The organism is Streptomyces sp. NBC_00461 (genome assembly GCF_036013935.1).
Lineage (GTDB): Bacteria > Actinomycetota > Actinomycetes > Streptomycetales > Streptomycetaceae > Streptomyces.
On sequence record NZ_CP107902.1, the window covers coordinates 3247171 to 3273125 of the forward strand.

The following is a 25955-nucleotide window of genomic DNA, read 5'->3' on the forward strand; positions in this document are numbered from 1 at the left end:
GTCACAGGGCTCCTGCGTCCCGGGCCGTCCAGACGCTCGGATAGAGGGGCCTGAAGCCGAGCTCCCGGCGGATCCGGCGGTTGGACATGATCCCGAACCACGGGTCGGGATCCGTCAGCTCGTGCAGGGCGGCGGGCACCTCGACGCCGTTGAGCTGGTACAGCTCGACCGTCGTGACGGGGGCGTCGTCGGCGACGTTGTAGATCCGGCCGCCGATGCCCGGCGCGTACAGCAGCCGCATCAGGCCCTGGGCGACGTCCGCGTGATGGGCCATCTGCAGCCGCTTGTGCGGGGCCCAGTGCGCGGCCCAGCGCAGGGAGTCGGCGAGGTGCGGGTCGCCCTCGCCGTAGACGAACGGAAGCCGTCCGACACGTACGTCCAGGCCCTCCATCGCGAGCAGTTCCCGCTCGGCCTCGGCCTTGGACTCGGCGTACGCACCCCACATCTCGCCGCCGGCCCGGCTCTCGTCCTCCTCGGTCAGCGGGCGGCCCCGTCCCACGCCGTACACGTTGCCCGTGCTGACCTGCACGAACCGCTTCACGCCTGAGGCCTGTGCGGCCCGGCCCAGTGCCACCGCGGCGTCCCGGTTGACGGCCCACGCCTCCTCGTCCGGCACGCCGCGGAAGGAGGCGGCGACGTTCACGACGGCGTCCACCCCGGCGAGCGCCTTGCCGAGCGTCTCCTCGTCCCGCATGTCCCCTACGGCCACCTGGGCGCCCAGTTCCGCGAACCGCTCACCGCGGGCGGCGTCCCGCACCAGGACCCGCACCTGCTCGCCCGGCTGCCGCTGAGCCAGCAGCCTCGGCGCGAACCGCCGTCCGACCTGTCCCGTCGTCCCGGTCACGAGTGTCAGCATCATGTGCTCCTCACCAGTTCTCGTCCGTCCTCGACGACCAGTCTCGGCGGACGCGGCGGGAACCGGGAGAGACCTGCTGATCAGGGGATCGGCAGTCCCTGGATAAGCGGCGCGGCCTCCCGCACCCTGGAGAGGTGAACCGAGCCGAACTAGCCGACTTCCTGCGCCACGGCCGTGCCCGTCTGGACCCCTCCGACGTGGGCCTCACGGCCGGCGCCCGCCGTCGTACGCCGGGTCTGCGCCGTGAGGAGGTGGCCCAGCTGGCCGGCATGTCCGTGGACTACTACACACGGCTGGAACAGTCCCGGGGCCCGCGTCCGTCCCGCCAGATGCTCGCCGCGCTGGCCCGCGCGCTGCGCCTGACGGAGGACGAGCGCGATCATCTCTTCCGCCTCGCGGGCGAGGAGCCGCCGCGCCGGGAGACGACGAGCACGCATGTGCGTCCGGGCCTGCTCCTGGTGCTGGACCGGCTGCATGACACCCCGGCGATGGTGGTGACCGACTGCGGCGAGGTCCTGACCCAGAACGCGATGTCGCGGGCACTGAGCGGAGACGTCCTCGCCCGGCCGCCCCGCGGGCGCAACATGCTCCGCCGCTTCTTCCTGGACCCGACGGCCCAGGGCCTGTTCCCGGCCGAGGACCGCCCGGAGCGCGCCCGCGAGCAGGTGGCCGCGCTGCGGGCGGTGACGTCGGCCCGCCCCACGGACCCGGAGCCCGCCGCGCTCGTCGCCGAACTACGCACCGGGAGCGAGGAGTTCGCCCATCTCTGGGAGGAACACGAGGTGGCGGTACGCCGCGCCTCGACGAAACGCTTCCTGCACCCTGTGGTGGGCCTGCTGGAGCTGGACTGCGAGGTCCTCGTCAACTCCGACCACAATCAGCAACTCGTCATCCACACGGCCCGCCCGGGCACGGAGTCGTACGAACGCCTGCAGTTGCTGCGGGTGGTGGGCCTCCAGGACATGTCCCCGGCCCCAGCGGGCCAGGACTCCTGACGAGGGACTCAAACGTCCAGCCCGTCCGGCGTTTGAGGACGAGGCCGTTCAGGCCGAAAGCGGGGTCTGGGGGCGCAGCCCCCAGGGACAGGAGTCAGGAACAGGAGTCAGGAACAGGAGTCAGGGACAGAGGTCAGAAGCCCAGCTTCCGCAGCTGCCGAGGATCCCGCTGCCAGTCCTTCGCGACCTTCACATGGAGGTCCAGGAACACCGGCGTACCGAGCAACGCCTCGATCTGCTTACGGGACTTGATCCCGACCTGCTTGAGCCGCTGCCCCTTCGGCCCGATGATGATGCCCTTCTGGCTGGGGCGCTCGATGTACACGAAGGCGTGGATGTCGAGCAGAGGCTTGTCGGCGGGGCGGTCCTCGCGCGGGAGCATCTCCTCGACGACGACAGCGATGGAGTGCGGGAGCTCGTCGCGGACGCCCTCCAGCGCGGCCTCGCGGATCAGTTCCGCGATCATGACCTGCTCGGGCTCGTCGGTGAGATCACCCTCGGGGTAGAGCGCCGGCCCCTCCGGCAGGAGCGGCACGATCAGGTCGGCGAGCAGATCCACCTGCTGGTCGGCGACGGCCGACACCGGCACGATCTCCGCCCACTCGAACCCCAGCTCCTTGCCGAGCAGGTCGATCGCGATCAGCTGCTCGGCCAGGGTCTTCGAGTCCACCAGGTCCGTCTTCGTGACGATCGCGATCTTCGGCGTCTTCTTGATGGACGCCAGTTCCTTCGCGATGAAACGGTCACCCGGGCCGAGCTTCTCGTTCGCCGGGAGACAGAAGCCGATCACGTCGACCTCGGCCCAGGTGGTCCGCACGATGTCGTTCAACCGCTCACCGAGCAGCGTGCGCGGCTTGTGCAGCCCCGGGGTGTCGACCAGGATCAGCTGGGCGTCCTCCCGGTGCACGATCCCCCGCACCGTGTGCCGCGTCGTCTGCGGCTGGTCCGCGGTGATCGCCACCTTCTGCCCGACCAGAGCGTTCGTGAGGGTGGACTTGCCCGCGTTGGGGCGACCGACGAAACAGGCGAAGCCCGACCTGTGGCCGGCTTCCGACGATTCCGACGGCCCGGATGACTGACTGCGAACGCTCATGGGGCCCATTCTCCCTGATCCACAGAGCACCGCCGTACAACCGAGCGACCGCCGCCCCCACCGTGAGCTTCAGGAAACCTCCACGCAACGAAACACCACGGAAACACACCCGTGCACAACCGGAAACGCACGCCGGTGACGCTCTGACGAGCCCCCACCTCGATGGAGACGACCGTGACCCTCGCCACCGCGCAGATCGACACGGGCGACACCGCCTGGCTGCTCGCCGCCACCGCCCTCGTCCTGCTGATGACCCCGGGCCTGGCCCTCTTCTACGGCGGCATGGTCCGCACGAAGAGCGTCCTCAACATGCTGATGATGAGCTTCGTGTCGATCGCCCTGGTCACGGTGGTGTGGCTGGCGGGCGGGTACTCCCTCGCCTTCGGCGACGACGTCGGCGGCGGGCTCATCGGAGGGCTGAAGCAGGCCGGGATGGCGGACCTCGGCCCCGACAGCGTGCACAGCACCGTCCCCACCCTCCTCTTCGCCACCTTCCAGCTCACCTTCGCGATCATCACGGCGGCCCTGATCAGCGGCGCGGTCGCGGACCGGGTGAAGTTCTCCGCCTGGCTGGTCTTCGTGCCCGTCTGGGCGCTGCTCGTATACGTTCCCGTCGCCCACTGGGTGTGGGGCCCCGACGGCTGGATCGCAAGCCGGCTCGGCGCCCTCGACTTCGCCGGCGGCCTGCCGGTGGAGATCACCTCGGGCGCCTCGGGCCTGGCCCTCTGCCTGGTCCTCGGTCCGCGCCTCGGCTTCAAGAAGGACGCGATGCGTCCGCACAACCTCCCGATGGTGATGCTGGGCGCCGGCCTCCTCTGGTTCGGCTGGTTCGGCTTCAACGCCGGCTCGGCCCTCGGGGCGAACGGACTGGCCGCCGCGGCCTTCCTCAACACCCTCGCCGCCGGCTGCACCGGCCTGCTCGGCTGGCTCTTCGTCGAGCAGCGGCGCGACGGGCATCCCACCACCCTGGGCGCCGCGTCCGGCGCGGTCGCGGGCCTGGTCGCCATCACCCCCTCCTGCGGCTCGGTCTCCCTGCTCGGTGCCCTGGTCGTCGGCCTCGCCGCGGGTGTCGTCTGCTCGTACGCGGTGGGCTGGAAGTTCAAGCTCAACTACGACGACTCACTCGACGTCGTCGGCGTCCACCTGGTCGGCGGGATCATCGGCACCCTGCTCATCGGCGTCTTCGCCGTGAAGGAGATGACGGACGGCCCCGAGGGTCTCCTCTACGGCGGCGGGCTCGCCCAGCTCGGCAAGCAGCTGGTGGCCGTGGTCGCCGTGGCGGCGTACGCCTTCCTCGTCACGTACGGCATCGGCAAGCTGCTCGACAAGGCGATGGGCTTTCGCGCGAGCGAGGAGGAGGAGCACACCGGCCTGGACCTTACGGTGCATGCCGAGACCGCATACGATCACGGCGTCCTGGGCCACGGCGCCCCGGTCTCGTCCTCCCTCGTCTCCCCCGCGCAGAAGGTCAAGAGCCACACATGAAGCTCATCACCGCGATCGTCAAGCCGTACCGCCTCGACGAGGTGAAGACCGCCCTCCAGGAACTCGGTGTGCACGGCCTGACCGTGACCGAGGCCAGCGGGTACGGCCGGCAGCGCGGTCACACGGAGGTGTACCGCGGCGCCGAGTACCAGGTCGACCTCGTCCCCAAGGTGCGCATCGAGGTCGTCGTCGAGGACGCGGACTCGGAGGCCGTGATCGACGCGATCGTCAAGGCCGCACAGACGGGGAAGATCGGGGACGGGAAGGTGTGGGCAGTGCCGGTCGAGACGGTCGTACGGGTTCGGACGGGCGAGCGCGGCCCCGACGCGCTCTGACCGCGAGCACGACTCCCACGAAGGTAACCACCAGCAGGATCACCGTCGCCACCCACGGCAGCGCGAAGAACGACGCGCTCGCCGACTCCCGCGTGTCCTGCGCGCTCGCCGTCAACCTGACGTCGCCCCAGTCGAGTTGGGGCGCGCCGCGCCACGGCTCGGTGAGCTGTACGCGCTGGCCGGGCAGCAGTTCGGCGGGGACGCGGGACAGGTCGCGGTCCAGCAGCGTACGGCCGAACAGTCCCTCCGCGCGCAGCTCCACCTTGGGGTTGAGGGTGACGTTCCCGGTGTTGTGGAGGGTGTAGGAGATCATCGCCGTGCTGTCGCCCAGGCCGGGGACGAGGGGCTGGTGGTGGATGAGGTGGACGTTCTCCACGTCGATCGCGGGGAGGGTCGGGCCGCCGACGCGGAGGTGGACGCGGGCGCCGACGGCACGCTGCACGCCGAGCGCGAGTGAGCCCCCGCCCTTGTCGATCCGTTCGTCGAGCGCCACCAACGCGCCGGGGTGGTCGCCGGGTTCGGCGCCCTCGGGGACGCGGAGCGTGAACGGCACGGTGACCTTGCCGTGCGCCGGGACGGTCACGCGTGACGTCGCGGGCTTCGCCCAGGCGCCCACCCCCCGCTGCTTCTCCTTGACCGTCCGCACCGCGAACCCGCCGTCCCGCGCGGTGTTGTAGGCGTCGGCGGCATACAACCGGAAGGTCAGCGGCTGCCCGGTCTTGTTGGCGACGACCACCTTGTCCTCGATGGTCGTCCCGGGGTCGGCGGAGAGATAGAAGTACGGGCGCGCGGCGACCTTCGAGGAGGCCGGGTAGACGGACCAGCTGCCGTTGTCGGCGGCGTGCGCGGGCGCGGTCAGGCCGGTGAGGAACAGGGCCGGGAGGAGGCTCAGGAGGAGGACGTACAGCTTGCGCATGGGTGCGGACCCCCGCGTGGGACGAGGTGGACGGGCGGGTGCGGGCGCCCGTGCGGTCAGGTGAGGGTGAGGGTGAGCACGCCGGCGTACGAACCCGGAGGCGTGAACGCCGGTACGTCCAGGGAGAGGTTGGCGCCGGCCGTGAACTCACCGCCGGTGAGCGTGCCGTTGGGGGTGGACGCCAGGGTCGCGCCCGAACCGCCCACCGCGCCCGCCGAACCGGCCTGACAGGTGCTCGGACTGCCCGCCTTGGTGGCACAGGCGGGTGTCCAGCTCAGCTTCCCGGCATCGATCTTGGCGCCGGGACCGGTGAAGTCGGTGACCTTGCCCGTGAGGGACCAGCCCGCGGGCCCGCCGCGGAAGTCCTTCACGGTGACGCTGTTCAGGGCGCCGGTCGAGGCCCCGCCCTTGCCGAAGTCGACCGCGGACAGGGCGACGGAGTCACCGGCCTGGGACATGGACAGCGTGCCGGCCTTCACCGTGGCCGTCAGCTTCTGGCTGCCGTCGGGGACAGGGGTGGTGTCGTTGACGACGTAGGCGGCGGGCCCGGCGCCCTTGCCGGCGCTCCACGCGCTGCCCTCGTACGCGACCACACCCGTCGTCGTCTTGTCGTTGACGACGAGGGAGCCGGTGAAGGAGCCGTTGGCGGCGGCGGTGGCGGTCGCCGTGTCCGCGGTCTGGGTGTCCCCGGAGCGCCCGGCGAGGGTGACGGTCGCGCCGGGCGTGAAGTTGCTGCCGGTGACGGTGACACCGGCACCGACGTTCCCGGAGGCCGAACCCAGCGAGATGGCACGGTTGTTGGTGGGATTGGCGTCCGTCGCGGTGACGGTCGCGGAGACCGGCGCGGGCGGGTTGGTCACCGTGCACGGGGTGTCCAGCTCAAGGATGTAGCTGGTGTGGATGTTGTAGTCGCCGGGCGAGAGCGTGATCGAGCCGGGCGCGGTGACCTTGAAGGTGCCGGTCATGGAGAACGACGGGAAGGCGCCGTTGCCCGGCACCGGGTCGTTCTTCTTCGGTCCGGCGACCGTCACGTTCCCCGTCTGCGCGCCACCGAGGGTGACCTTGCCGGTGGGCGTCATGATGTCGGCCGGCAGGGCGATCGCGGTGGGGTTGCTGGCGGCCGGCTTGACGACGGTGTAGGTGACGGTGACGGTGTCACCGACCTTCGGACTGGCGTTGTCCACCGCGACGTTGGCGGTGGTCGTGCCGTCGATCGGCGGGATGCCCGCGACGGCGGGCGGAATGCAGTGCGTGGCGAAGTCCACGTTCGTGGCGGCGCCGGCCGGACAGGCCAGCGCCGCGCCCGCGGAGACCGCGAGAGCGGTCGCGCCGAGCAGCGACGCCCAGCGGCGTCTTCGGTTCAGCGAACCCATGGGTGTTGCCCCCTCTTCTTCTGTGCTCACTGGGGGCATTGATGTGGGGATCGCGTGAGAAGTCAATGGAGATGTCGAAATGAACTGATGGCCCGTCAGTTCCTGTGCGAGTAGCAACAACTGACGAGCCATCAATTGATCGCCGACCATCAATGACCACGGATCAGTCGACTGTGGATCAGCCGACCGCGGATCAGTCGACCGCGGATCAGTCGAACACGAACGGTCCCGGTGACTGCGGCCCGGTGGCCGTGCAGGTGATGGTGATGCCGAAGACGGTCATCTGCAGCGAGCCGCCATAGGCTTCCAGGCTGTCGCCGGAGGCCACGGTGCCGTTGAGCGGACCGACGGTGACGGGGTCGCCGGCGGCCATCGCCGGGTTCTTGGTACCGCTGAAGGCGGTGGTGCCGCCACTGGCGTTGACCAGGGTCAGCGTGGAGGAGATCGAGTCCGCCGACAGGGCGATCGGAGCGGTGATCGCGGACGACGTGAGGGTCAGGGTGGCCGACGTGCCGTCCTGGGTGGCCGTGAGCGTGGCGTCTCCGCCACCGAAGCTTCCGCAGTCGGCGGTGATCGTCGCCGACTGCGGGGTGACGGCGAGCGCGCTGGGGGCGAACGCGAGCGAGGCGGCCGCGAGGGCCCCCACCGCCATGGCCGCACCTGTGGTCAATCGTTTGGCTCTCATGGGGATCCGGCTCCCTTCCCGAAGCTGGGAACTGCCATGTGGGGATGGATGGGAGAGGTCCGCGCAGACCGTCAAAAGGCGTGGTGCGGTACGCCGTGTGCGTGGGGGGTGGATCTGGCGGTTGGGATCTGACGGCTGAATCTGACGGTCCGTCGGAACTACCGGTTCCATTGATGCCCGCGGGATGGAGGAACGGCAAGGACGAATTCCGGACGACTCTGAAGCGGCCGGTTTTCAGCCTGCCGTGAGGGTGCTCCGGACGGTGCCGTCGGGGCCGGCCACGAGCACCGGGGTCCGGTCCCCGCCGAGGTCCCGTACGGCCGCCCGGTCCTCGTCCGAAGCCGACTCGGCCTCGGTCACCACGGCCGCCGCTTCCAGGGACTTCGCCCCCGAGGCCACCGCCATGGCGACCGCCGTCCGCAGCGCGCTCAGCTTCAGCGACGGAAGATCGACGCTCCCCGCGACGTACGTACGTCCGGTCTCGTCCCGTACGGCCGCACCCTCGGGCACGCCGTTGCGGGCCCGCGCGGAACGAGCCAAGATGACGATCTTGCGGTCCTCGGGATCAAGCGCACTGCTGTCGGTCATGAGCCGAGCATACGGACCACCACGGCGGCTATCCCGCCACGGGGTACATCGTGCCGCGCCGGGCCTCGGGAGAGGCCAGCCACTCCAGCTTCGCCGCCGTGTTCGCCTCGTCGAGCGGGGTGTGGAGCACGATCGTCAGATCGGGCCGGGCCGGCACCCGCATCGCCGTCGACTCCACGACCAGCAGCCCGACCAGCGGATGCTCCAGCTCCTTGCGGATCTGTCCGGCGTCCTCGATGTCCCGTTGTGCCCACAACGCGGCGAACTCGGCACTCGACTCGGTCAGCTGTGCCAGCAACGTCTGAAAACCTTCGTCGGCGGGCCGGGTGGCGCTCGCGGCCCGGAACTGCGCGACGACCGTACGAGCGTTGCCCTCCCAGCTCGTGGACCGCGACCGGTACAGCGGGTCCATGAAGAAGTCGACCAAGCAGTTCTGCGTGTTGTCCGGCCGCATGCCCAGCACGGTAGAGGCCGCGTCGTTGTACAGCACGCAGTTGAAGTACGCGTCCATGATGTGCGCCGGATACGGCATCCAGGTGTCGATCAGCCGCCGCAGCCCCGCATGCATGTCCTGCCCGTCCGACCCGCCCGGCTCGGCCTCCGGCGCCGGCGGGTTCAACCCGGCCAACCGGTACAGATGCCGCCGCTCGGCGCTGCTCAGCCGCAGCACCCGCGCCACCGAGTCCAGGACCTGCGGGGAGACGGAGATGTCCCGTCCCTGCTCAAGCCACTGGTACCAGGACGCGCCGACCCCGGCGAGCACCGCGACCTCCTCGCGCCGCAACCCGGGCGTGCGCCGTCGCGCCCCGCCGTCCGGCAGGCCTGCCTGGGCCGGGGAGACCCGTGCCCGCCGGCTCATCAGGAACTCGCGCAGCTCCCGCAGTCGATGCGCCTTGCCCGCCGCTGTCTCGACGACCTCCGCCACGTGCCCGACTCCCCCGTCTGCTCTGCCTGGTGGTGCCACCACCAGCACAACCTCCGGCTCCCCACGCCTATTCCGACGCCCGCAGTCTCTTGCCCATGGCGATCGACACCACCCCGACCGGAACCACCACCACCGAACCGCTCGACAACCCCCGGCTGTCGACGCGCGACAAACTCGTCCTCTTCGTCCTGTGCGCGGCCCAGTTCATGGTCGCCCTGGACTTCTCCGTCCTGAACGTGGCGCTGCCCGTCCTCGGAGACGACCTGGGCATGAGCCGGTCCGCCCTGCAGTGGGCGGTCACCGCGTTCGCACTGCCCTCCGGCGGCTTCCTGCTCCTGTTCGGCCGGATCGGCGACCTCTACGGCCGGCGCAGGCTGTTCCTCGCCGGACTCGCCCTCTTCGGCGCGGCCTCGCTGCTTGCGACCTTCGCCTGGGACCCGGCGTCCTTCCTCACCGGCCGCGCACTGCAGGGCCTCGGCGCGGCGGCGATCGTCCCGACCGGCATGTCGCTGCTGACCACGACCTTCCCCGAAGGCCCCGCCCGCGCCCGCGCCCTCGGCATCTCGGGCACCCTGCTCTCCCTCGGCTTCACCGTCGGCATGGTGGCCGGCGGCGTCCTCACCGACGCCTTCGGCTGGCGCTCCACGATGGGCCTGCTCACGGTGTTCGCCCTGATCGTGCTGCCGCTGGCCCCCGGCCTGCTGCCCGAGTCCCGCACCCCTGAGCGCCCGCGCCTGGACGTGCCCGGCGCGATCACGGTCACCGCCGGCCTGCTGTCCCTCATCTACTCCCTGTCGACGGCCGCCGACCACGGCTTCGCCCGCGCCGACGTCATCACGACCCTGCCCGCCGGACTGCTGCTGCTCGCCGCGTTCGTCTTCGTCGAGTCGCGCACGGCGGCCCCCCTGGTGTCCCTGCCGATGCTGCGCCGCCGCACGGTGGCCTGGGGCAACCTGGGCGGACTGGTCACCTTCTCGATGATGTCGACGGTCATCTTCGTCCTGACGCTGTACCTGCAGGAGGTGCTGCGCCTGTCGGCCTTCGAGACGGGTCTGGTCTTCGGCTTCCAGGGCGTCCTGTCGGCGGTCGCGGGCACGTACACCCCGAAGGTCATCGGCCGCCTCGGCGCCGGCCGCACGCTGGTCGCCTCGCTCGCCGGGCAGGGCGCCCTCATCGCGGCGCTGCTCGGGCTGAACGCCCACACCTGGTCGGTCTGGCTCGCCACGGCCGCCGTCTCGCTGGCCAGCATGTGCCACCTGGGCGCGATCATCTCGTACGGCCTGACCGTCACGTCCGGCGTCCCGGACGAGGAGCAGGGCCTGGCCACCGGACTGGTCACCTCGACCCAGCAGGTCGGCATCACCGTAGGCATCCCGCTCCTCGGCGTCCTGGCCACGACGTCGGACGACCTGCTGTCGGGGGTCCACACGGTGCTGGCGATCGACGCGGCGGTCGTGCTCGCGGCCGCCGCGCTGGTCGGGCTCGGCCTGCGGGAACGCAAGGCCTCGGGAACGAACGCCTCAGGGGCGGTCGAGGCGGAGCCGGTCGGCGCGCGGTAGACCGGCCACCACCAGGTCGTACGAGTCCTCGACGAGCTCCTGGACCAGCCGGTCCGGGAGTTCGCCGTCGACGGTGACGGTGTTCCAGTGGCGCTTGTTCATGTGGTACCCGGGGATGATCAGGCCGGGGTGGTCGGCGCGCAGCCGGCCCGCGTCCTCGGGGTCGCACTTGAGGTTGACGGTGAGCGGGCGGGCGTCCAGCCGGCTCAGGGCGAACATCTTGCCCAGCACCTTGAAGACCGAGGTCTCCGGGGTGAACGGGAAGTCCTCCACCGCGGCGTTGAAGGACAGGCACAAGCCGCGCAGTTCCTCCGGGCTCACTCCTCCTTCGCCTCCTCCCCCGACGCGCCGGCCGGGCCCATGGGCTCCACCAGCACGGTCACGATCTTGTTGCGTCGGCCGGCCGCGGACTCCGCCGTCAGCCGCAGCTCACGTCCGTCGGGCAGCTCCACGACCGACGAGGCCTGCGCGATGGGCACCCGGCCCAGGGCCTTCGCGAGCAGACCGCCGACGGTCTCCACATCCTCGTCGTCGTACTCGTCGAGGCCGTACAGCTCGCCCAGGTCGGTGATGTCGAGGCGGGCGGTGACGCGGTAGCGGTCGTCGCCGAGGTCCTCGACCGGCGGGAGTTCACGGTCGTACTCGTCGGTGATCTCGCCGACGATCTCCTCAAGGATGTCCTCGATGGTGACGATGCCGGCCGTGCCGCCGTACTCGTCGATGACGACGGCGACGTGGTTGCGGTCCTGCTGCATCTCGCGCAGCAGGTCGCCGGCGTTCTTGGTGTCGGGCACGAAGGCGGCGGGCCGCATGGCCGTCGAGACCAGCTCGCTCTCGGCGTCCCGGCTGATGTGCGTCTTGCGGGCCAGGTCCTTCAGATACACGATCCCGACGACATCGTCCTCGCTCTCCCCGGTGACGGGGATCCGGGAGAAGCCCGAACGCAGCGCGAGGGTGAGGGCCTGACGGATCGTCTTGTACCGCTCGATGGCGATCAGGTCGGTCCGCGGCACCATGACCTCCCGTACGAGGGTGTCGCCGAGTTCGAAGACCGAGTGCACCATGCGGCGCTCCTCGTCCTCGATCAGCGACTCCTTCTCCGCGAGGTCGACCAGTGCGCGCAGCTCCGCCTCGGAGGCGAAGGGGCCGCGGCGGAAGCCCTTGCCGGGGGTGAGCGCGTTACCGATCAGGATGAGGAGGTTCGGGATCGGGCCCATGACCCTGGCCAGGGGCACGAGTACGTACGCCGCGGCGGTCGCCGTGTTCAGCGGGTGCTGGCGGCCGATGGTGCGCGGGGAGACGCCGACGGCGACGTACGACACCAGGACCATGACGCCGATTGCGGCCAGCAGGGCACGCGTGGTGCCGTTGAACTCCTGCAGGCAGGCGTAGGTCACCAGGGCCGCGGCCGCCATCTCGCAGGCGACGCGGACCAGCAGCGCGACGTTCAGATAGCGGGTCGGGTCGGCGGCGATCCGGGCGAGCTTCGCGCTGCCGCGGCGGCCGGAGCGCACGGCCTCCTCGGCGCGGAAGCTGGAGACGCGTGCGAGGCCCGCCTCCGCGCAGGCGGCGAGCCAGGCGACGACGACCAGGGCGATCGCACCCGCGACGATCTGGGGACTCATGAGACGGTCGGGGCCGGGGACGGGCCGGTGTGGCCCTTCTCCGCGCGCCAGCCGTCCACGATGGCCGCCTGCAGGCCGAACATCTCGGCCTTCTCGTCGGGCTCCTCGTGGTCGTACCCGAGGAGGTGCAGCACGCCGTGGACGGTGAGGAGCTGGAGCTCCTCGTCCATGGAGTGCCGCGTGGGCGCTTCCTCACCCTGCTTCTTGGCGACCTCGGGGCACAGCACGATGTCGCCGAGGAGGCCCTGCGGGGGCTCGTCGTCGTCCTTCGTCGGCGGACGCAGTTCGTCCATCGGGAAGGACATGACGTCCGTGGGCCCCGGCAGGTCCATCCACTGGATGTGCAGCTGCTCCATGCCGTCGGCGTCCACGACGATCACCGAGAGCTCGGAGAGCGGGTGGATGCGCATCCGGGCGAGTGCGTAGCGGGCGATGTCGAGGATCGCCTGCTCGTCGACCTCGGTTCCGGACTCGTTGTTGACGTCGATCGACATGGTGCTGGCTTGTCTACTTCCGCTTGTTCCGGCCGCCCCGGTGGGCGCCGTTCTCCGTACCGTTCTGGCTGTCGTACTTCTCGTACGCGTCGACGATACGGCCGACCAGCTTGTGCCGTACGACGTCCTGCGACGACAGGCGGGAGAAGTGGACGTCGTCGACGCCCTCCAGGATCTCCTGGACCTGCCGCAGACCCGACTTGGTGCCGTTGGGCAGGTCGACCTGCGTCACGTCACCCGTGATCACGATCTTCGATTCGAAGCCGAGGCGGGTGAGGAACATCTTCATCTGCTCGGGGGAGGTGTTCTGGGCCTCGTCGAGGATGATGAAGGCGTCGTTGAGCGTACGGCCCCTCATGTACGCCAGCGGCGCCACCTCGATGATCCCCGAGGCCATCAGCTTCGGGATCGAGTCCGGGTCCAGCATGTCGTGCAGGGCGTCGTACAGCGGGCGGAGGTAGGGGTCGATCTTCTCGTAGAGGGTGCCGGGGAGGAAGCCGAGGCGCTCGCCGGCCTCCACCGCGGGGCGGGTCAGGATGATGCGGGTGACCTGCTTGGACTGCAGGGCCTGCACCGCCTTCGCCATGGCGAGGTACGTCTTGCCGGTGCCGGCGGGGCCGATGCCGAAGACGATCGTGTGCTTGTCGATCGCGTCGACGTACCGCTTCTGGTTGAGGGTCTTGGGCCGGATGGTGCGGCCCCGGGAGGAGAGGATGTTCTGGGTGAGGACCTCGGCCGGGGTTTCCTGGCCGTCGCTCTCCCCGTTCTCACTCGCCCTGAGCATGGCGATCGAGCGTTCCACTGCATCCTCCGTCATCGGCTGTCCGGTGCGGAGCACCAGCATCATCTCGTCGAACAGGCGCTGGATGAGGGCGACTTCCGCGGCGTCGCCGACCGCGCTGATCTCGTTTCCCCGGACGTGGATGTCGGCCGCCGGGAAGGCCTTCTCGATCACGCGCAGAAGGGAGTCGCCGGACCCCAGGACGGTCACCATGGGGTGCTGGGCGGGGACGGTGAACTGCGCTCTCGCGTGCCCCTGCGCGGGGGTGTGAGCTGTGGGTGTCTGAGTCATGGGCCGGCTCTGTAGGCCTTGCTCGTCCTCCTCGAAACGACACGCAAGCCGCTTGGGCTGCCTGGCGGTTTCCAGGGTACGCCGGGGAACTGACAACGCCGTAGGCCTTTTCTGCGGCCTCAGTTTCACCCACCGTGATGTGCCGACCTGCACCGATATGCGCCGGGCAGGCTCGCTCAGACCGACCTGAACCCGATCGTCGGCACCGCCCGCCGCAGCGGCCACGGTCTCGCCGAATCCTCCGGTACGAGTGCCTCCAGGAAGGAGTAGCGGCTGAGTGCCGTCGGGTCCTGGCCCTCGACCGACTGCACCTTCCGCCACCAGGCCCCGATCTCCGACCAGCCCGGCGCCGACAGCGATCCCCCGAACTCCTGCACGGACAGGGCGGCCGTCAGGCCCGCGAAGGCCAGTCGGTCGGCCAGCGGCCAGCCGGCCAGGGTGCCGGTGACGAAGCCCGCGACGAACACGTCTCCTGCGCCGGTGGGGTCGAGGGCCTCCACGGCGATGGCGGGGACCTCCGCGGTCTCGCCGGTGCGCCGGTCCACCGCGTACGCGCCCTCCGCGCCGAGGGTGACCACCGCGAGCGGTACGTGTTCGGTGAGGGCGTGGGCGGCGGCCTTGGGGCTGGCGGCGCCGGTGTACCGCATCGCCTCCTCCGCGTTCGGCAGGAACGCCTCGCAGTGTTCGAGGTCGGCCAGGCCCGCCAGGTCCCAGGCGCCGCTGTCGTCCCAGCCGACGTCGGCGAAGATCCGGGCGCCCGTGCCTGCGGCCTCGGCGATCCAGGGGGCGCGCTTGCCGGGCGTGAGGGAGGCGATGGCGGCACGCGCGCGGGGAGGGAAGTCGGGTGCCCCCGCCTGGAGGGAGAGGGCGTCCGGGGGCGGCTCGTGGCCGTGGGAGACCATCGTGCGCTCCCCCTCGTACGCCATGGAGACGGTGACCGAGGAGTGCCAGCCGGGCACGGTGCGGGAGGTGGAGAGGTCGATGTGCTCGCCCTGCTCCAGCGCGTCCCAGCAGTACTCGCCGTAGTGGTCGTCACCGAAGGCCGCGGCCAGGGACGTCTTCAGGCCGAGGCGGGCCAGTGCGGTGGCCATGTTGGCGACGCCGCCGGGGCTCGACCCCATCCCGCGCGCCCAGGACTCCGTCCCGCGCACCGGGGCGGAGTCGAGCCCGGTGAAGATGATGTCGAGGAACACGGTGCCCGTGAGGTACACGTCCCAGGGGGGATCCTCCGGTGCGCGCAGGACGGCGAGCGGGTCGAACTCGGCCTGGCACTTCGGTCCCGTGGTGACGGGTGACGGTCCCTTTCCGGTGGGCGCGATCACGGTGCACTCCCTGGCATGGTGCGGATCAGGCCAGTGTGCACCACCCCACCGACAACGCGCGGCAGCTCACACCTCGGGCACCTGTCCGGGGGGCGCGGAATCAGGCCGACCTCGACGCAACGAGCCCGTCCGGCGTTTGACGACGAGGCCGTCCAAGCCCAAACCAGCCCGTCCGGCGTTTGACGACGAGGCCGTCCAAGCCCAAACCAGCCCGTCCGGCGTTTGACGACGAGGCCGTTCAGGCCGATCGGGGGTCCAGGGGGCGGAGCCCCCTGGGCAGGGCGAGGGGCAACGGGACGACGCCGCTACCAGCGAGGCACCGTGGGCGTCTCCCACGCCGGCTCGGCGACCCGCATCGCCGCCGCGTCGTCGCGCTCCCGCAGCGACCCGTCGTCGTCGAGCCACCGCCGGTGCAGGAACCGCAGCCTGTCGCGGTCGAGTTCCACGCCGAGGCCGGGTGCGTCGGAGACGGTGACCTTGCCGGCCTCGAAGGTCAGGCGCTCGGTGAGCACGTCCTCCGACTGCCAGGGGTAGTGGGAGTCGCAGGCGTGGTGGAGGTTCGGGACGGTGGCCGCGACATGGGTCATCGCGGCCAGGCTGATCCCCAGGTGGGTGTTGGAGTGCATGGAGACGCCGACGCCGAACGTGCGGCAGATGGCGGCGAGTTGCTGGGTGTTGCGCAGTCCGCCCCAGTAGTGGTGGTCGGACAGCACCACCTGGACGGCGTCGCGCGTGAACGCCTCCCTGATCTCGGCGAAGGTCGTCACGCACATGTTGGTGGCGAGCGGCACGCCGGTCCGCGCGGCGACCTCGGCCATGGCGGGGGTGCCGAGCGCCGGGTCCTCCAGGTACTCCAGGACGTCCCCGAGTTCCTTCGCCACCTTCAGCGAGGTCTCCACGGACCAGGCGCCGTTGGGGTCGAGGCGGAGCGGGTGACCGGGGAAGGCCTCGGCGAGGGCCCGGATCGCGGCGATCTCCTCGTCCGGCGGGAAGACGCCGCCCTTGAGTTTGAACGAGGTGAACCCGTACCGCTCCGTGAACAGCCGGGCCTGCCGCACGACCCCGGCCGGGTCGACGGCGGCGCCCCAGTCGTCCGTCTCCGAGGCCACGCCCTCGGGGTGGCCGGCCCACTTGTAGAACAGGTAGGCGCTGTACTCGACGGCGTCCCGCAGCTTGCCGCCGAGCAGCGCGTGCACGGGCAGGCCGAGCGCCTTGCCGAGGGCGTCGAGGCAGGCGACCTCGAAGCCGGAGACGACGGACAGGCGCAGCTTGTCGGCGGTCTGGACGCCGCGCAGTCCGCCGACGTCGACCCGTCCGGAGACCCGGGTGTCGTCGACGGAGACCTCGTCGACGACGGTGAACAGGCCGTTCAGGTCGCTGACTTGACGTCCCTTCAGCTTCTCGGCGAAGGGTCGGGCGAGTTCCAGGTACTTGGTGTCGCCGTAGGTCTCGCCGACACCGGTGATCCCGTCGGCCGTCACCACCTCCACGATCAGCCGCGGGGTGTACGGCTGGTGCACGCCCTGGGTGTTGAGGAGGGGCGGGTCGGCGACCAGGATCGGCGTCAGCCGTACGTCGGTGATGGTGAGGTTCACAGGGTGGCTCCCACGAGGTCGAGTCCGGTGGCCAGGAGGGTCTTGAGGTCGGCCAGGTCGGCGGCCGAGGGGTCGGTGAGCGGGGCGCGCACGGGGCCGACGGGGCGGCCGCGCAGCCGGGCGGCCGCCTTCACCAGGGACACGGCGTATCCCGGTACGCGGTCGCGGAGTTCGACGAGGGGGACGTAGAAGTACCGCAGCAGGCGCTCCACGGTCTTGTCGTCGCCGCCCTGCAGCGCGCCGAAGAAGGCGTTCGCGATCTCGGGGGCGAAGGCGTGCACGGCTGAGCTGTAGGCGGGGACGCCGACGGTGGCGTAGGCGCGGGCCTGGATCTCGGCGGTGGAGGCGCCGTTGAAGAAGAGGAAGCCCTCGGGGGCGGCGAGGGTGAGGCGCTGGAGGCGGTCGAGGTCGCTGTGGCCGTCCTTGAGGCCGATGACGTTCGGGATGCGGGCGATGCGCCGGAGCGAGTCGGCGGTGAAGGCGACCTGGCCGCGCTGGTAGGCGATGAGTGGCAGCCGGGTGCGGGCGGCGATCTGCTCCAGTTGTGCGACGAGGCCCTGCTGCGGGGCGGCGACCAGGTAGTGCGGCAGGACGAGGAGCGCGTCGGCCCCGGCTTCCTCGGCGATGCGGGCGAACCGTACGGCCTGAGCCCAGCCGTATCCGATGCCGGCCACGACGGGCACGCGGCCGGCTGCCTCCGCCACCGTGGTGGTCACCACCTGCCGGTACTCGTCCTCGTCCAGCGAGAAGAACTCGCCGGTGCCGCAGGCGGGGAAGACGGCGCCGGGTTCGGTCGCGATCTGTGCCGCGACATGGGCGCGGAAGCCGTCGAGGTCGAGGGAGCCGTCGTCGTGGAAGCTGGTGAGCGGGAACGACAGCACACCACCCGCCATGCCGGACCGCAGCCGGCGCACCACCGTCTCCGTGTCCGTGCCGCTACCGCCACTCACTTCGACTGTCTCCCCATGTAGATGTCATCCACGTATGAAGATGGAGATTAGATACACGAACCGCGACCGTCAATGGGCCACGCGCCCCGATTACGATCGGCGCATGTCGGAGACAGGGGGCGCAGGGGGCGTCCGCGAGGTGAAGTCCGCGGCGCGGACGGTGGAGCTGTTGGAGCTGCTCGCCGCGCGCGGTGACCGTCCGGCGCGGCTGCAGGAACTGGCGGACGAGCTGGGCGTGCCGCGCAGCTCGATGTACGCGCTGCTGCAGACCCTGATCAGCCGGGGCTGGGTCCGCACGGACATCACCGGATCGCTGTACGGCATCGGCATCCACGCCCTGCTCACCGGCACCAGCTACCTCGACTCCGACCCACGCGTACGCGTCGTACGGCCGTATCTCGACGAGGCGTCGGAGGCACTCGGCGAGACGATCCACATGGGGCGGCTGGACGGCCGAGACGTCGCGTACCTCGCGACCCGGGAGTCGCACGAGTACCTGCGGACGATCAGCCGGGTGGGGCGCCGGCTGCCCGCCCACGTCGGCGCGCTGGGCAAGGCACTGCTGGCCGAACGGGGCGCCGGGGAACTGCCCGAGGAGCCGTACGAGGCTCTGACGCCGAACACGCACACCAGCCGGGAGTCACTGGCGGCGGACCTCGCCGAGGTGCGGGCGCGGGGGTACTCGGTCGACCGCGAGGAAGCCGTGACCGGAATCGTCGGCTTCGGCTTCGCGCTGCGCTACGACGCCCCCGCCCAGGACGCCCTCAGCTGCTCGGTGCCGGTGGCCCGGCTGACACCGGCGCACGAGGAACGGATCGTCGCTGTGATGCGGGAGATCAGGGCGAAGGTCGAGGCGACGGCGCCTGCGGCGGGCGGGGCGGCGCACTGGCGTTAGCGGGTAGCCCACGGCTGTGGGCCGCTCGTTTACCCGGCCTTCCCCACCCGAAACACGAAGTGCTCCACATCACACCTCCTGCACTTCTTTCCGGAACCACGTGCTTGATACAACTTGCTCGCGCGTTCCTGTCCGTCGACGGTCGTCGCCCAATCCCCCTTTTCTGAGCCGTCTCTTTCGCATGCCCTGGGAACGCCCGTGTTCAGCCCCCGCACCACCCCCTGGCCCCTCGTCGCCCTTTTCACGTCCGGGTACCTCGCTCCGTATCTGCTGCCGACCACCGTCGGACGGCTGGATTCGGGGCTTCCGCTCTCCGCCACCCAGGCGGGCGCCGTCGGCAGTGCGCTGCTGCTGAGTTCGGCCGCGGCCGGCTTTCTGCTCGCGTCACGCGTCGACCGCGTCGGCCCCCGCACCCTGGCCCGCATCGGCCTGGTGCTCGCGGTCCTCGGCTACGGCGGCGCCGCGCTCAGCAGCTCCGTCCCGGCCGTCGTGGTGGGCGCCCTGGCGGGCGGTTTCGGATCCGGTACGGCGACGACGGTGGCCGCCACCGGGATCGCCGCCCAGCGGGACCCGCACCGGACGACCACGCTCGGCCTGCTCGGGGTCTCCGCGCTCGCGGGCGCCGTGTATCTGACAGTCCCCCACCTGGGCGCGGGCCATGGACAGCCCCTCGCCGCGATCGCCCTCACCGCGCTCGCCGTATGGCCCCTGACGGGCCGTCTGCCCCTGCGCACGGCAGCCCCGCGGTCCCGGCGCGAGGCACCGCCGCTCCCCCACCGCCGGGCCGGCCTGACCCTGGCCGCCGCCCTCCTGTGCTGGTCCCTCGTCCAGAACTCCCTCTGGGGCGTGAGCGGCCGGATCGGCCTCGCGCAGGCGCATCTGTCCGAGGCCACGGTCGGTGCGGTCTTCGCCGTCGCACTCGGCACCGGGCTGCTCGGGGTCGTCGCAGCGGGGGCGCTCGGGCCGCGGCTCGGGCTGGCGCTGCCGGTCGGGGCGGGCACGGTCCTCATCGCCGGCTGCACCGTACTCAGTGCCTGCGCGCACGACCTGACGACGTTCGCGAGCGGCGAGATCGCCTGGAACACGCTCTACCCGATCGTGCTGTCGTACGTGATCGGTCTCGCCGCCTCGCTCGACCCGCGCGGGCGCTGGGCGGTGCTGGTCGGCTCGGCCTCCTCGCTGGGCACGGCGGCGGGGCCGCTGGCCGGCAGCGTGCTGTCCGCCGAGGCCGGATTCCCGGCCATGGGGGCGATTTTGGCCGCGGGCCTGCTCGTGATCGCGATCCCGATGACGGCGGTCGCCATGGGCGTCGGGAGGCGTCGTCTTCCGGTCGTCGAGATTCCGGTGGAGACACCTGTGCGGCACGCGTACGACACCACCGCGGCGTAGGCGCTCCGCTGGGGGTGCGGTGATGAACGTGCGGCTCGGTGGGGGCTGTTCGCGCAGTTCCCCGCGTCCCCTGACGGGGCACGACCCCGATGAACCTGCGGGCCGGTGGGGGCTGAGCGCGCAGTTCCCCGCGTCCCTGACGGGGCGCCGTCGGCCGGTCCGTGGTCTAGAACTCGTATGCCTCCACCTCGGAGAGGTAGCGGGCGCGGCGCTGTTCGTCGTCTTCCAGGAAGGAGGCGAGGAAGGAGTTGCGGGCCAGGTCGCGTAGGCGGTCCTGGGAGAGTTTCAGGGTCGTGTGGACGGCGTCGAAGTTGTCGCCCGCGTAGCCGCCGAAGTAGGCGGGGTCGTCTGAGTTGACCGTGCAGAGCAGGCCGGCGTCGAGCATCGCGGGGAGCGGGTGGTCGGCGAGTGTGTCGACCGTGCGCAGGCGGACGTTGGAGAGCGGGCACAGGGTCAGCGGGATGCGGTCGCGGACCAGGCGGGCGACCAGCGCCGGGTCCTCCATGCACCGCAGTCCGTGGTCGACGCGCTCGATGCCCAGGACGTCCAGGGCCTCGGTGATGTACTCCGGCGGGCCCTCCTCCCCGGCGTGGGCGACGCGGCGCAGACCGAGCGCGGCGGCCGCCTCGTACACCTCGCGGAACTTCACCGGCGGGTGCCCGACCTCGGCCGAGTCGAGGCCGATACCGGTGATCCGGTCCAGGTACGGCTTCGCGGCCTCCAGGGTGCTGAGGGCCGACTCGGCGGACTCGTCGCGCAGGAAGCAGAGGATGAGCCTGGTGGAGACGGAGTGGTTCGCCTCGCTGTGCCCCAGCGCCCGCCACAGCCCTTCCACCACCGTGCCCATGCCGACTCCGCGCGCGAGGTGCGCCTGCGGGTCGAAGAAGATCTCCGCGTGCCGTACGCCCTGCGCGGCGGCGCGGGCGAGGTAGGCGTTCGCGAGGTCCTCGAAGTCCTGCTCGGTGCGCAGGACGGCCATGAGCTCGTAGTACAGGTTCAGGAAGGACTGGAGGTCCTCGAAGTCGTACGCCTTGCGGAGTTCGCCCTCGTCGGCGTACGGCAGCTCGACGCCGTTGCGGGCGGCCAGCTCGAAAGCCAGCTCCGGCTCCAGGGTGCCTTCGATGTGCAGGTGCAGTTCAGCTTTGGGGAGGGGCATCGCAGCATCGTACGGGGGTTTTATCGACGTTTCGGAACCGGCACCCGCAGGAGGTCGTGTGCGACGGTCAGTTCTCCCTCGAAGCCGGCCGCCCGCGCCTGCCGCTCGAACTCGTCGGGGTCGGAGTAGCGCTGGCTGAAGTGCGTGAGCACCAGATGCCGTACGCCCGCCGCGCGTGCGACTTCGGCTGCCTGGCCCGCGGTGAGGTGGCCGTGGTCGGTCGCGAGGTCGCTGTCCTCGTCGAGGAAGGTCGACTCGATGACGAGCATGTCGCAGCCCTCGGCGAGCGCGTGCACGTTGTCGCACAGGCGGGTGTCCATGACGAACGCGAACCGCTGCCCGCGGCGCACCTCGCTGACGTCCTCCAGGGACACGCCGTCGATCGCGCCCTCCCGCTGGATGCGGCCGACGTCCGGGCCCCTGACGCCGTGCGCGGCGAGCCGGTCGGGCAGCATGCGGCGGCCGTCGGGTTCGATCAGCCGGTAGCCGTAGGACTCGACGGGGTGCGAGAGCCTGCGGGCTTCGAGGGTGTACGAGGGTGTGACGGCCGCGGGGCCGTCGGTGTCCACCGGGGCCTGGGTGAGCTCGACCGTCTCCCGGTATGCGGTGGCGTGGCGCAGACGGTCGAAGAAGTGCTGCCCGGAGCGCGGGTAGTGCGCGGTGATCTCGTGCGGCACCCGGTCCAGGTTGATGCGCTGGATGACGCCGGCGAGGCCCAGCGAGTGGTCTCCGTGGAAGTGCGTGACGCAGATCCGGTTCAGGTCGTGCGCGGCGACGCCGGCGCGCAGCATCTGGCGCTGGGTGCCCTCGCCGGGGTCGAAGAGGATGCCCTCGCCGTCCCAGCGCAGCAGGTAGCCGTTGTGGTTGCGGTGCCGGGTCGGGACCTGGCTGGCGGTGCCGAGGACCACCAATTCACGGACGGACACGGCGGGTTGCTAACCGGGGGGCCACTGGAGGCCGCGCCCGCCGAGGAGGTGGGCGTGGGTGTGGAAGACGGTCTGGCCGGCGCCGGCACCCGTGTTGAAGACGGTGCGGTAGCTTTCGAGCTTTTCCTCGTCGGCGATGTGCTGCGCTTCGCACAGTATGTCGGCGGCGATGGCCGGTTCGGCGCCGGCCAGGGACGCCGCGTTCTCGTAGTGGACCTTCGGGATGATCAGGATGTGGGTGGGGGCCTGCGGGTTGATGTCCCGGAAGGCGACGGTGGTGTCTGTCTCGCGGACGATCGTCGCGGGGACGTGGCCCGCGACGATTTTGCAGAACAGGCAGTCGTCCTGCGGCTCCCCAGCCATGTGGCCTCCTGAACAGCGGAATGGTCGAAAGATGCGGGCAACTCTATCGTCGCGGACCGATGCGGCCCCGCGCCCCTTTCAGTTCGGCGGGGTCAGCAGGGTGGGCAGAGTCGGCGGGGTCTTGGCGGGCCGTTGCTCCAGGGCCTCCAGCGCGAGCCTGATCGCCTCGTCCAGTTGGGTGTCGCGGCCCGCCGCGTAGTCCTGTGGGCGCTGGACGACCTCCACGTCCGGGTCCACGCCGTGGTTCTCCACGCCCCACTCGTAACCCTGCAGCCAGAACGCGTACTTGGGCTGGGTCACGACCGTGCCGTCGACCAGGCGGTAGCGGCTGTCGATACCGATGACGCCGCCCCAGGTGCGGGTGCCGACGACCGGGCCGATTCCGAGGGCCTTGATGGCCGCGTTCACGATGTCGCCGTCGGAGCCGGAGAACTCGTTGGCGACGGCGACGACGGGGCCGCGGGGCGCGTCCTCCGGGTAGCTGTAGGGCCGTTCGCCGCGCGGCACGTCCCAGCCGACGATCTTCCGGGCCAGCTTCTCGACGACCAGCTGGGAGGTGTGGCCGCCGCGGTTCTCCCTGACGTCGACCACCAGGCCCTCGCGGGCGACCTCGACGCGCAGGTCCCGGTGGATCTGCGCCCAGCCGGGGGCCTGCATGTCGGGGACGTGGAGGTAGCCGAGCCGGCCGCCGGACCGCTCGTGGACGTAGGCGCGGCGGTCGGCGACCCAGGCGTGGTAGCGAAGCGGCTCCTCGTCGGCGACGGGGACGACGACCGGGTGCCGCGGGTCGCCGCCGCCGGAGGGCAGGACGGTCAGTTCGACCGGCTTGCCCGCTGTACCGACCAGGAGGGGGCCGGGGCCGGTCACCGGGTCGACCGGGTGTCCGGCGACCGCGACGATCGCGTCCCCGGCGCGCACCGCGACACCGGGCGCGGCCAGCGGAGAGCGGGCGTCGGGGTCGGACGTCTCGGCGGGCAGCACCCGGTCGATGCGCCAACTGCCGTCCTCGTGACGGGAGATGTCGGCGCCGAGGAGGCCCTGCCGCTCGCCGCTGCCGTGGCCGCCGCGCGGGCGGACGTAGGCGTGCGAGGTGCCGAGTTCGCCCTGCACCTCCCACAGAAGGTCCACGAGGTCGTCGTGGGTGGCGACGCGGTCGAGGACGGGTCGGTAGCGGTCGAGGACGCCGTCCCAGTCGACGCCTCCGAGGTCCGGGCGCCAGAAGTTGTCCCGCATGAGGCGGCCGGTCTCGTCGTACATCTGCCGCCACTCGGCGGCCGGGTCGACGCTCTGGCGGACCCGGCCGAGGTCGACGGTGATGTTGGAGTCGCTCTCGTCGTCGTTCGAGGCGCGCCGGTCGCTCGGGACGACCTTGAGCTTGCCGTCGGTCCACAGCAGGACGCGCTTGCCGTCGCCGCTGACGGCGAGGTGGTCGGCGTCGGAGGCCAGGTGCTCGATGCGCTGCTGGGCCAGGTCGTACCGCTCCAGCGCGCTCTTGGGGTCGGGGTCGTCCGGGGTGGCCCGGGAGGCGCCGAGGACTCCGCGCACCGGGTGGCGCAGCCACAGCACACCGTCCTTGGCGGCGCGCAGCGTGGAGTAGCGGGCGGCCTCGACCGGGAAGGGCACGATCCGGTCGGCGAGCCCTTCGAGATCGATACGGGTGTTGGGGGTGCCCTCGCTGTCCGGGGTCTCGTCCTTGTCGGGCGCCTCGAAGGGGCGGCCGTGGCGCTGCGGGCCGAACGGGGACGGGGTGGTCGCGGACAGGGTGATCAGGTGCGGGCGGGAGCCGCCGACGAAGGCCAGGTCGAAGACGTGCTCGTCGTAGACCGGGTCGAAGGAGCGTGCGGAGAGGAAGGCCAGGTGCTTGCCGTCGAGGGTGAAGGTCGGCGAGTAGTCGCGGAAGCGCAGCGGGGTCGCCTCGGTGACCGACAGGTCGGTGGTGTTGGCGAGGCGGAGCTGGCGCAGTGGCCGCGGACCGGGGTGGGACCAGGCGAGCCAGCCGGAGTCGGGTGAGAAGACCAGGCCCGAGACGTTCCCGTCGGCGGCGCGGTCGACCTCGCGGACCTCGCCGCTGTCCCGCTCGACGAGCAGCACCCGCCCGTCGTGCGCGGCGACGGCGACACGGCTGCCGTCGGGCGCGACGGCGAGGTCGAGGACCCGGCCGAGCTGTCCGGCGGCCAGCCGACGCGGGGTGGCGCCGGGGGCCGTCCCGGTCGCGGGGGCGAACTCCAGGGCGTCGTCGCCCTCCGCGTCGGTCACCCAGACGACGAGCTCCTCGCCGTCGGCGCGGAAGGTGCGCGGCAGCCGGGCCCGGACGCCGGGTTCGACGGCGAGGGCGCGGGCGGGGCCGGCGCGGTGGGTGACCCAGTGGACGCAGCCGCGCACGGCGACCGCGCTGCCGCGGGCGGTGTGGTCGGGGTGGGCGGAGCCGAACCAGTGGGAGGCGTTCACGGGGAACGGCTGCAGGTCGACCCGCGGTCCGCCGAGTCGGACGTCGAGCCGGCGCGGCTCGGCGCCGTCCAGGTCGTCGAGGATCCACAGCTCGCCGACGCTGGTGTACACGAGCCGGCTGCCGTCGCCGGCGAGATGACGGGCGTAGAAACCGGAGACCGGAGTGTGACGGCGCAGGTCGGACCCGTCGGAGAGGGAGGAGTAGACGGCGCCGACACCCTCGTGGTCGGAGAGGAAGGCGATACGGTCCCCGACCCAGACGGGGCTCTCCAGGTTCCCGTCCAGGTCCTCGTGCAGCCGTACGAACTCTCCGGCTCCCTCTTCACCGTCAGGAGTCCGGTCGATCCACAACTTGCCCGCCGTGCCGCCCCGGTACCGCTTCCACCAGGCGGCCTCGCGCCCCATCGGCGCGGACAGCAGGACGGTGGACGGGCCGAACGCCACGTCGCCGACGGGGCCGTACGGCAGGGTGGTGGCGGGGCCGCCGTCCAGCGGGATCGCGCGGGCCCAGCTGCGGCGCAGGCTCGCCTGGCCGTACGTGCTGATCGCGAGGACCTGTCCGTCCGGGGTCCAGCCGCGGACCTGGGTGCGCACGCTCCCCCAGTACGTCAGGCGGGTGGCACGGCCGCCCTCGACCGGGGCCGCGTGCACCTCGGGGGCGCCGTCGCGGGTGGAGGTCCAGGCGACGGTGGTGCCGTCGGGCGAGATGCGCGGGTGGCTGACCGGTACGTTGTCGGCGCCGGCCCGCCAGGCGCGGCCGCCGTCCAGCGGCGCGAGCCATACGTCGTCCTCGGCGACGAAGGTCACCAACTCGCCGTGCACATGCGGAAATCGGAGATACGCAGCGGATACCGGGGATGCCTTCGATACGGGCTGAGTCACCTGATCACTTTAGGCAGGCGCGGCATCC

General features: G+C 71.3%; 24 protein-coding genes. 6 read left to right on the forward strand and 18 right to left on the reverse strand.

Annotated features, from left to right (window positions below; genetic code table 11):
- Position 1 precedes the first annotated feature (1 nt).
- Positions 2 to 856, reverse strand: coding sequence for an NAD-dependent epimerase/dehydratase family protein (locus OG870_RS15290; RefSeq protein WP_266927661.1), 855 nt, complete (start codon positions 854 to 856; stop codon positions 2 to 4).
- A gap of 134 nt (positions 857 to 990) precedes the next feature.
- Here OG870_RS15290 and OG870_RS15295 point away from each other — a divergent pair, with 134 nt between their 5' ends.
- Positions 991 to 1851, forward strand: coding sequence for a helix-turn-helix transcriptional regulator (locus OG870_RS15295; RefSeq protein ID WP_327690984.1), 861 nt, complete (start codon positions 991 to 993; stop codon positions 1849 to 1851).
- A gap of 133 nt (positions 1852 to 1984) precedes the next feature.
- On the opposite strand, the gene era is transcribed toward OG870_RS15295, so the two are convergent.
- On the reverse strand, positions 1985 to 2953 hold the full coding sequence (gene era, locus OG870_RS15300) for a GTPase Era (RefSeq protein ID WP_266514067.1): 969 nt from the start codon (positions 2951 to 2953) through the stop codon (positions 1985 to 1987).
- Positions 2954 to 3106: 153 nt separating this feature from the next.
- Here era and OG870_RS15305 point away from each other — a divergent pair, with 153 nt between their 5' ends.
- Both OG870_RS15305 and OG870_RS15310 read left to right on the forward strand, forming a co-directional pair.
- A complete protein-coding gene (locus OG870_RS15305; RefSeq protein ID WP_266584749.1) occupies positions 3107 to 4429 on the forward strand; it encodes an ammonium transporter in 1323 nt (440 codons plus the stop codon).
- Positions 4426 to 4764, forward strand: coding sequence for a P-II family nitrogen regulator (locus OG870_RS15310; protein ID WP_266514072.1), 339 nt, complete (start codon positions 4426 to 4428; stop codon positions 4762 to 4764). Before OG870_RS15305 ends, OG870_RS15310 begins: the two co-directional genes overlap by 4 nt.
- Here OG870_RS15310 and OG870_RS15315 read toward each other — a convergent pair.
- The 5 genes from OG870_RS15315 to OG870_RS15335 all read right to left on the reverse strand — a co-directional run bounded on the left by OG870_RS15315 (position 4658) and on the right by OG870_RS15335 (position 9251).
- Positions 4658 to 5680: a WxL protein peptidoglycan domain-containing protein gene (locus OG870_RS15315; RefSeq protein WP_266584745.1), complete on the reverse strand. Its 1023-nt coding sequence runs from the start codon at positions 5678 to 5680 to the stop codon at positions 4658 to 4660. The two genes, OG870_RS15310 and OG870_RS15315, sit on opposite strands and share 107 nt — an antisense overlap.
- 56 nt (positions 5681 to 5736) lie before the next feature.
- Positions 5737 to 7053 (reverse strand): beta-xylosidase, encoded by a 1317-nt coding sequence (locus OG870_RS15320; protein WP_266514078.1) that lies wholly within the window; start codon positions 7051 to 7053, stop codon positions 5737 to 5739.
- Positions 7054 to 7261: 208 nt separating this feature from the next.
- The gene (locus tag OG870_RS15325; protein ID WP_266514080.1) at positions 7262 to 7738 is read right to left on the reverse strand and encodes a hypothetical protein; all 477 of its coding nucleotides are present in this window, start codon (positions 7736 to 7738) and stop codon (positions 7262 to 7264) included.
- 234 nt (positions 7739 to 7972) lie between these two features.
- The gene (locus tag OG870_RS15330) at positions 7973 to 8326 is read right to left on the reverse strand and encodes a cytidine deaminase (RefSeq protein ID WP_266514082.1); all 354 of its coding nucleotides are present in this window, start codon (positions 8324 to 8326) and stop codon (positions 7973 to 7975) included.
- A gap of 28 nt (positions 8327 to 8354) precedes the next feature.
- Positions 8355 to 9251, reverse strand: a complete 897-nt coding sequence (locus OG870_RS15335; RefSeq protein WP_266514085.1) for a helix-turn-helix transcriptional regulator — start codon at positions 9249 to 9251, stop codon at positions 8355 to 8357.
- A 95-nt stretch (positions 9252 to 9346) separates the two neighbouring features.
- On the opposite strand from OG870_RS15335, the gene OG870_RS15340 reads away from it, so the two are divergent.
- Positions 9347 to 10810, forward strand: a complete 1464-nt coding sequence (locus OG870_RS15340) for an MFS transporter (RefSeq protein WP_327690985.1) — start codon at positions 9347 to 9349, stop codon at positions 10808 to 10810.
- Here the strand turns inward: OG870_RS15340 and OG870_RS15345 are convergent.
- The 7 genes from OG870_RS15345 to OG870_RS15375 form a co-directional block, all read right to left on the reverse strand.
- Positions 10772 to 11131, reverse strand: a complete 360-nt coding sequence (locus OG870_RS15345; RefSeq protein ID WP_266514090.1) for an MmcQ/YjbR family DNA-binding protein — start codon at positions 11129 to 11131, stop codon at positions 10772 to 10774. The genes OG870_RS15340 and OG870_RS15345 overlap by 39 nt on opposite strands.
- On the reverse strand, positions 11128 to 12435 hold the full coding sequence (locus OG870_RS15350) for a hemolysin family protein (protein ID WP_266584738.1): 1308 nt from the start codon (positions 12433 to 12435) through the stop codon (positions 11128 to 11130). Before OG870_RS15350 ends, OG870_RS15345 begins: the two co-directional genes overlap by 4 nt.
- Complete coding sequence (gene ybeY, locus OG870_RS15355; RefSeq protein ID WP_266514096.1) at positions 12432 to 12929, reverse strand: rRNA maturation RNase YbeY; 498 nt, start codon at positions 12927 to 12929, stop codon at positions 12432 to 12434. Before ybeY ends, OG870_RS15350 begins: the two co-directional genes overlap by 4 nt.
- A gap of 13 nt (positions 12930 to 12942) precedes the next feature.
- Complete coding sequence (locus OG870_RS15360; protein ID WP_266514099.1) at positions 12943 to 14001, reverse strand: PhoH family protein; 1059 nt, start codon at positions 13999 to 14001, stop codon at positions 12943 to 12945.
- A gap of 176 nt (positions 14002 to 14177) precedes the next feature.
- Complete coding sequence (locus tag OG870_RS15365; RefSeq protein ID WP_266514102.1) at positions 14178 to 15323, reverse strand: carbohydrate kinase family protein; 1146 nt, start codon at positions 15321 to 15323, stop codon at positions 14178 to 14180.
- A 305-nt stretch (positions 15324 to 15628) separates the two neighbouring features.
- Complete coding sequence (locus tag OG870_RS15370) at positions 15629 to 16918, reverse strand: glucarate dehydratase family protein (protein ID WP_266840483.1); 1290 nt, start codon at positions 16916 to 16918, stop codon at positions 15629 to 15631.
- Positions 16915 to 17811, reverse strand: coding sequence for a 5-dehydro-4-deoxyglucarate dehydratase (locus OG870_RS15375; RefSeq protein WP_327692311.1), 897 nt, complete (start codon positions 17809 to 17811; stop codon positions 16915 to 16917). Before OG870_RS15375 ends, OG870_RS15370 begins: the two co-directional genes overlap by 4 nt.
- 160 nt (positions 17812 to 17971) lie before the next feature.
- Between OG870_RS15375 and OG870_RS15380 the strand changes: the two genes are divergently transcribed.
- Positions 17972 to 18763, forward strand: a complete 792-nt coding sequence (locus OG870_RS15380) for an IclR family transcriptional regulator (RefSeq protein WP_266514107.1) — start codon at positions 17972 to 17974, stop codon at positions 18761 to 18763.
- A 198-nt stretch (positions 18764 to 18961) separates the two neighbouring features.
- Positions 18962 to 20152 (forward strand): MFS transporter, encoded by a 1191-nt coding sequence (locus tag OG870_RS15385; RefSeq protein WP_327690986.1) that lies wholly within the window; start codon positions 18962 to 18964, stop codon positions 20150 to 20152.
- A 166-nt stretch (positions 20153 to 20318) separates the two neighbouring features.
- Here the strand turns inward: OG870_RS15385 and OG870_RS15390 are convergent, their stop codons facing one another.
- From OG870_RS15390 to OG870_RS15405, 4 genes are all read right to left on the reverse strand, one after another.
- The gene (locus OG870_RS15390) at positions 20319 to 21308 is read right to left on the reverse strand and encodes an adenosine deaminase (protein WP_266514112.1); all 990 of its coding nucleotides are present in this window, start codon (positions 21306 to 21308) and stop codon (positions 20319 to 20321) included.
- Between the two features lie 20 nt (positions 21309 to 21328).
- Positions 21329 to 22234, reverse strand: a complete 906-nt coding sequence (locus OG870_RS15395; protein ID WP_266514116.1) for a ribonuclease Z — start codon at positions 22232 to 22234, stop codon at positions 21329 to 21331.
- Positions 22235 to 22243: 9 nt separating this feature from the next.
- Entirely contained in the window at positions 22244 to 22597 is a 354-nt protein-coding gene (locus OG870_RS15400; protein WP_266514118.1) for a histidine triad nucleotide-binding protein, read from the reverse strand.
- Positions 22598 to 22675: 78 nt separating this feature from the next.
- Entirely contained in the window at positions 22676 to 25927 is a 3252-nt protein-coding gene (locus tag OG870_RS15405) for a S41 family peptidase (protein WP_327690988.1), read from the reverse strand.
- Positions 25928 to 25955: the final 28 nt, after the last annotated feature.

Bases quoted from the DNA above. Each gene is read 5' to 3' on its own strand.
- OG870_RS15350 (WP_266584738.1), bottom strand. From the start codon at position 12,435: ATGAGTCCCCAGATCGTCGCGGGTGCGATCGCCCTGGTCGTCGTCGCC.
- OG870_RS15325 (WP_266514080.1), bottom strand. From the start codon at position 7,738: ATGAGAGCCAAACGATTGACCACAGGTGCGGCCATGGCGGTGGGGGCC.
- era (WP_266514067.1), bottom strand. From the start codon at position 2,953: ATGGGCCCCATGAGCGTTCGCAGTCAGTCATCCGGGCCGTCGGAATCG.
- OG870_RS15390 (WP_266514112.1), bottom strand. From the start codon at position 21,308: ATGCCCCTCCCCAAAGCTGAACTGCACCTGCACATCGAAGGCACCCTG.
- OG870_RS15360 (WP_266514099.1), bottom strand. From the start codon at position 14,001: ATGACTCAGACACCCACAGCTCACACCCCCGCGCAGGGGCACGCGAGA.
- OG870_RS15400 (WP_266514118.1), bottom strand. From the start codon at position 22,597: ATGGCTGGGGAGCCGCAGGACGACTGCCTGTTCTGCAAAATCGTCGCG.
- ybeY (WP_266514096.1), bottom strand. From the start codon at position 12,929: ATGTCGATCGACGTCAACAACGAGTCCGGAACCGAGGTCGACGAGCAG.
- OG870_RS15310 (WP_266514072.1), top strand. From the start codon at position 4,426: ATGAAGCTCATCACCGCGATCGTCAAGCCGTACCGCCTCGACGAGGTG.
- OG870_RS15330 (WP_266514082.1), bottom strand. From the start codon at position 8,326: ATGACCGACAGCAGTGCGCTTGATCCCGAGGACCGCAAGATCGTCATC.
- OG870_RS15315 (WP_266584745.1), bottom strand. From the start codon at position 5,680: ATGCGCAAGCTGTACGTCCTCCTCCTGAGCCTCCTCCCGGCCCTGTTC.
- OG870_RS15375 (WP_327692311.1), bottom strand. From the start codon at position 17,811: ATGGCGGGTGGTGTGCTGTCGTTCCCGCTCACCAGCTTCCACGACGAC.
- OG870_RS15320 (WP_266514078.1), bottom strand. From the start codon at position 7,053: ATGGGTTCGCTGAACCGAAGACGCCGCTGGGCGTCGCTGCTCGGCGCG.
- OG870_RS15290 (WP_266927661.1), bottom strand. From the start codon at position 856: ATGCTGACACTCGTGACCGGGACGACGGGACAGGTCGGACGGCGGTTC.
- OG870_RS15340 (WP_327690985.1), top strand. From the start codon at position 9,347: ATGGCGATCGACACCACCCCGACCGGAACCACCACCACCGAACCGCTC.
- OG870_RS15380 (WP_266514107.1), top strand. From the start codon at position 17,972: ATGTCGGAGACAGGGGGCGCAGGGGGCGTCCGCGAGGTGAAGTCCGCG.
- OG870_RS15305 (WP_266584749.1), top strand. From the start codon at position 3,107: ATGGAGACGACCGTGACCCTCGCCACCGCGCAGATCGACACGGGCGAC.